The 4917-nt window shown below is 48.0% G+C and carries 7 protein-coding genes and 1 pseudogene; all 8 read right to left on the reverse strand.

All coding sequences use genetic code 11. The features are described from left to right. Positions 1 to 511: hypothetical protein (locus BJP37_RS39860; protein ID WP_158069729.1), on the reverse strand; the 511-nt coding region annotated here is incomplete at its 3' end. Continuing rightward, positions 511 to 1062: a phage tail protein gene (locus tag BJP37_RS22970; RefSeq protein WP_075902269.1), complete on the reverse strand. Its 552-nt coding sequence runs from the start codon at positions 1060 to 1062 to the stop codon at positions 511 to 513. The genes BJP37_RS22970 and BJP37_RS39860, both read right to left, overlap by 1 nt. A 40-nt stretch (positions 1063 to 1102) precedes the next feature. Continuing rightward, positions 1103 to 1258 (reverse strand): annotated as a pseudogene (locus BJP37_RS44355) (DUF6760 family protein); the annotation flags it as partial. A 14-nt stretch (positions 1259 to 1272) separates the two neighbouring features. After that, a complete protein-coding gene (locus tag BJP37_RS22975; RefSeq protein WP_044493148.1) occupies positions 1273 to 1635 on the reverse strand; it encodes a hypothetical protein in 363 nt (120 codons plus the stop codon). Continuing rightward, the gene (locus BJP37_RS43840) at positions 1632 to 1757 is read right to left on the reverse strand and encodes a hypothetical protein (RefSeq protein WP_269087052.1); all 126 of its coding nucleotides are present in this window, start codon (positions 1755 to 1757) and stop codon (positions 1632 to 1634) included. Before BJP37_RS43840 ends, BJP37_RS22975 begins: the two co-directional genes overlap by 4 nt. Positions 1758 to 1814: 57 nt before the next feature. Next, positions 1815 to 2273, reverse strand: coding sequence for a phage tail protein (locus tag BJP37_RS22980; protein ID WP_070394510.1), 459 nt, complete (start codon positions 2271 to 2273; stop codon positions 1815 to 1817). A 34-nt stretch (positions 2274 to 2307) separates the two neighbouring features. Next, positions 2308 to 3465: a phage tail sheath family protein gene (locus BJP37_RS22985; protein ID WP_075902271.1), complete on the reverse strand. Its 1158-nt coding sequence runs from the start codon at positions 3463 to 3465 to the stop codon at positions 2308 to 2310. Between the two features lie 49 nt (positions 3466 to 3514). After that, positions 3515 to 4756 carry a phage tail sheath family protein gene (locus tag BJP37_RS22990; protein WP_075902273.1) on the reverse strand — a complete coding sequence of 414 codons (1242 nt, stop codon included), beginning with the start codon at positions 4754 to 4756 and terminating at the stop codon, positions 3515 to 3517. Positions 4757 to 4917 lie beyond the last annotated feature (161 nt).

The raw sequence follows: 4917 nt of genomic DNA on the forward strand, positions 1-4917 counted from the left end.
TTGCTCTGACTTCACTGTTTTTCAACAAGACTTCTCTATTGCAGTGAGCAGTTACTGAATTTGAAGTTTGGGGTTTAGGGTTTTCTCTAGATTTTTGGGAATTTGACCCTGTACTTTTTTGTACTGAGGTTTCTTTATCGACCTGAAATCTAGTGGATATCAAAGGTAGTTCTTCCCCTGTTCCTTTAGTTCGAGAGGCCACATTGGGAGAGGTAATTGGAGAGGTAACATGTCCCCTCTCTACCTGTTCTGCTGCTGGCCGGATTGGCTGAGCATACACGATAGGAACTGCTTCTGCTGATTGACCCTGTAACCGATGCTGGCGTTGAATCAACTTAGCCATTAAGGGCAGTCCGTTGGTCATCCCTTGGACCCGGGAGATAATTGACCCTGCTACTTGAGTACCAATCACACCAGGGCTGACGATCGGGCGCAGGAGTCGTCGCGTCAGTTGTGGATTGAGACTGTCTGACCAAGTCTGATTGTTACTGACCTGAGGTTGAGATGCCATCACAATGCTCCCGCTAGTCCAGCAACCGCTCGTCCTCCAGATAGTGCTTGACTGAGAACTGGTTTGCTAATTCCTTTGTGAATTAACTCAATGGTCTCGAAAGCAATTTCATTGCTGCTGGCATTAAACTCTGGACCAGTCCACTTTACTGGCAAAGCCTGCTTAAAATTCCAATACATGGCTGGTATATGTTGGCGGTCTAGCAGCATAATTGTGCCGTTCTTGCGCCGAATTACACCCTGGCTAGTGGCCTGATACCAAGTCCACAAACTGTCAATACCTGTTAGACCATGTTTGAGGGTCAAATTCGGATATTTGGTTCGACCTAGTAGCTGATGAACGTAACGATTCTGACCTCCCTCAGGACGTTCCTCTAGTTCAATCTCACTTTCTAGACCCCTGACTTCGATAAACCCACCGGTCACTAACCCCTCAATTTCAATGAGGAAGTTAAAGCCTTGGTAGGGGTCAAGGCGAGCTCCCAAGGCCCCAGTCACTCCAGCGTAAGCCGCGTTTGCTCCTAAAGGCACAACCGATGCTAAAGTTGCCATAACTCACTCCTACGATTAATGAAAGTAAACCATAACCCAATTACCGTAACCCAATTATTTGCTCATTCAACTTTTCATTTATACTTGCTACTTGTGCCACCCAGCGCTGTCTTTCTTGATGATCCAGACTCATAATCTGGTCGTAGGACCAGTGCAAGTGATAAGCAATATAGGCTACCTCCTCTAACAGCCTCTCGGAGGGGTAGCAAGTTACTCCCCCAAAGTAGCAGTCTCCACTTCAAACTCTCCTTGACAGTGAGGACAAGAAACCAAAAGGCGGCTGTGACCGTTTTGGTTAATCCGTTGATAGAGGTCTTGGAGATAGGCTAAGTCAGCAGAGAATAGACCCTCAATCATTACGGGATTGATATAGTCTAAGCTGCCCAGACGAGTGATCACCCGCGACAGCAGGATAATCACCAAGTAACCTGGATTAGCCTGAACCCTAGGGTCTTTTAAGGGCATAATCTCATCGTAGGCTGTGGACATCCGCATCATGCCTTCTTGATGAAGATTACCCTCCGAATCTACGTAGCCCTGGGGTAGGGTAAAAGGAAACTCTGTCTGCATCATCTTGTGGGGAATTTAGAATTTAGAATCGGGAATCGGGAATCGGGAATCGGGAATCGGGAGGGTGGGGAGATGGGAGGATGGGGAGATGGGGAAATGGGGAGATGGGGAGATGGGGCGCGCACCCTACACCCTACACCCTACACCCTACACCCTACTCCCTACTCCCTACACCCTATTCCCTACTGCCATTTACCGTTTTCTACGGTAACCCCTTCGTGGACAATTTCGAGGGTTTCAATGGCTAATTCATTGGAAGTAGCATCAAGGCTTGGTCCTGTCCACTTAACTGGCCAACAGTTGATCAGGTTCCAGCGTACTCTTTCATTTCCTGCATCATCCCAGAGGACGATAGACATATTTTTACGATACTCGGAGGGGTCTTTGGCGGTTGCTACCTTGGTTCGCCAGTCCCATAATTCCCTGTCATCAGTAATGCCACGACTGAGAGTGACTTGGGAGAGGGTGAGCATACCAGGGATTTGCCGCATATTCAGCATTTTATCGGTACCCTCTCGATAGGTGCTAATTTCCTGACTGGTTTCTATCCCTGAGCAGCTTCTAAAACCGGCGCGGGTGATACCATCGATTTCTACTTTAAAGTTGTAACCTCTGTATGGATCTTTTCGAGAAAATACCATCGTCAAAAACCTCCTGATATTTGCTAACGCAGACTTATGTTGCTACTTTGACACCACTAGCACCGAGAATAATACGCACAGTAATAAACTCACTGGGAATAGCAGGTGCTAAACCAATTTCTGTGACTACCATTCCTGCTTCCCTTACTTCGGGTGGGTTAGTTTCAGCATCACATTTAATGTAGAAAGCTGTTTGTTCTGTTGGTCCTTTAAGGGCACCTTGCTGCAGTAAGTCTTCAAAATAGGCGGTCAACTCTCGCTCAATCCGTACCCATAACTTCAGCTCGTTTGGCTCAAAGGCCAGATTTGCCAGGTTCAGTTCCAGCCATCTGCCCACTGTCAGAAATAGCCGTTTTACGTTGACATAGATCCAATTAGCTTCATCGCTGAGGGTACGTGCTCCCCAAACTCGAATACCTCGTCCGGGAAAGGCACGCAGGCAATTAACCCCAAGGGGATTGAGAATGTCCTGCTCGCGATTGGTCAAATTGAACTTTAGATCCACTATTCCTTCGATAGTTTCGTTGGCTGGTGCTTTGTGAACCCCAAATTGTTGGTCGCTACGGGCGTAAACTCCAGCAATGTGACCACAGGGGGGCATCCAGTCAGGACCGTTTTCAGCTTTAATCCAGGGATAATACAAAGCACCGTTTTTGCCTCGCAGTTTCGACCTTTGCTCTTTTACCCTCTCTAGAGACTGAGTCACTTGTACTGCAACTGGAGGGAGCGAGTCTAAGATGGCAAAGCGATCGCCTTGCAGATCACAGTGTTCTAAAATGACATTCTGCATCCTCAACAGGTCATCCTGGTCAGGGTTTCCTCGCATTAGATCTGGCACACAGACCAAGTCGATTTCATTCAAGGATGCGATCGCTCCTAGTCCCCCACTATCATCTCCTGGTCCTCCCAGTGCTTCTGTGATAGAAACTGTGTCTTCTAGCCGCACAACCAAGCACAAGCTGCCACCATTCTCAAAGAACCCACGCACAGCATAAGCTAGGTAACCGTCAGCTAGAGGCTGACCAAAGGTTTCTGTGAATTGAGACCAGAGGGTAAGTGACTGCGGGGAGTTAATTGGTCCAGTCTCGGCAAACCCCAGGAATACAGGTACACCTGTGAACAGTCCAGGGGCTGGTTTAGGGAATATCTCCTCTCGGTAGACACCTGGTGTCAGTTGCTGGGAAGTTACCATAGTTTCATCTTCCTTTGTCTCTACTTCCTACTCCCTACTCCCTACTGACCTAGCTACCACTAGACCCTGCCCACTGGCTAAGGCGGAAGATCACAAATTCCGCTGGCTTGGTCACTGCTACACCAATTTCTGTCACCACCTGACCTAAATCTCTGACTTCTGGGGGATTGGTCTCTTCATCACACTTCACGTAAAAGGCTTCCTCTGGTGTATTCCCAAATAAAGCCCCTGTACTCCAGACATTGGTTAGGAAGGCGTTAATATTACGGGTAATCTGCGCCCAAAGTTCAGGATTATTGGGTTCAAATACCATCCACTGAGTACCTTCGTCAATCGATTCCCGCAGATAATTGAACAGGCGGCGGACGTTGATGTACTTAAATTCTCCATTGGCATCACCACCGATGGTGCGTGCTCCCCAGACTCGAATATTGCCATTGAGATTACGGATGCAATTGATGCCTTGGGGGTTGAGTCCATCCTGCTGGGCTTTGCTGATGTTGTACTTGAGACCCAATGCTCCTAATATTGTTTCATTCGCTGGGGCTTTGTGGACTCCTCGTTGTGTATCGACGCGGGCATAGAGACCGGCGACATGACCACTGGGCGGCACATAGATTCCACCATCCCCTTTGGGGTTCAGTGTTTTCGTGGCTGGATCAAAGACTTGAATCCAGGGGAAGTAAAAAGCAGCATAATCAGAATTGCTAGGTACATTGCCATCCCCTGGTTCCATGGTCTTCCAAGTACCATCCAAATTTTCCTGACTATCCAAGATTGCGAAGCGATCCTGGGTCTTCTGTTGACAGTGAGTGATGATGGCATCGAGAACACTGCTGTCGGTAATGCCAGGGGCAGCAACGATAGCAATTTCGTCAATAGGCTCAAATGTATTTTCTAGGAAGTCAGCGGTAATCTCACTCTCTGCTGCTGCCCGCACCACGTAGCAGCGAGTACCACCGTTGTTAAAGAATCCATAGACCGCGTGAGCTAGCTGACGCTGATGTGGATCGGTTGAGAAGTCTCCAAAGAACTTCTTGAACTCACCAAAGTTAGTACATAGCTTGACTTCACCGACGTTAGCAGGAGTAAAAGAGGTTGTGATATGAGCTGGATTAGTGGTTGGATCTATGTCTTGGCTTGGGTCATAGGCAGGGTTTGGTTCTGGAACGTCTATCGAGTCCGGTACCACACCGATAAAACCTGCTGTGCTGGTTCCCACTCCCACAATTGGGGCAGAACCGGAGGAAACTTCCTCCACGTATACACCGGGCGATAAATAGGTTGGCATTTTCTCTACTCCTTGAATAAATCAAATCAAAGGCTGGATGTGAGCAAAGTTTTCTAACTCTTCTATTGAAGTCCCCAAATACTTCTTACTTCATTTACTCTCATGAATTGAACCTCCCCACCCTGTAGAGGGATGGGGATTCCCCGGCACAACAACTATGT

This window comes from Moorena bouillonii PNG (assembly GCF_001942495.1).
GTDB lineage: Bacteria > Cyanobacteriota > Cyanobacteriia > Cyanobacteriales > Coleofasciculaceae > Moorena > Moorena bouillonii.

What these genes read in the sequence shown, in the direction of transcription:
- BJP37_RS22970 (WP_075902269.1), bottom strand. Translation starts at nt 1,062, where the DNA reads ATGGCAACTTTAGCATCGGTTGTGCCTTTAGGAGCAAACGCGGCTTAC.
- BJP37_RS22975 (WP_044493148.1), bottom strand. Translation starts at nt 1,635, where the DNA reads ATGATGCAGACAGAGTTTCCTTTTACCCTACCCCAGGGCTACGTAGAT.
- BJP37_RS22980 (WP_070394510.1), bottom strand. Translation starts at nt 2,273, where the DNA reads ATGGTATTTTCTCGAAAAGATCCATACAGAGGTTACAACTTTAAAGTA.
- BJP37_RS22985 (WP_075902271.1), bottom strand. Translation starts at nt 3,465, where the DNA reads ATGGTAACTTCCCAGCAACTGACACCAGGTGTCTACCGAGAGGAGATA.
- BJP37_RS22990 (WP_075902273.1), bottom strand. Translation starts at nt 4,756, where the DNA reads ATGCCAACCTATTTATCGCCCGGTGTATACGTGGAGGAAGTTTCCTCC.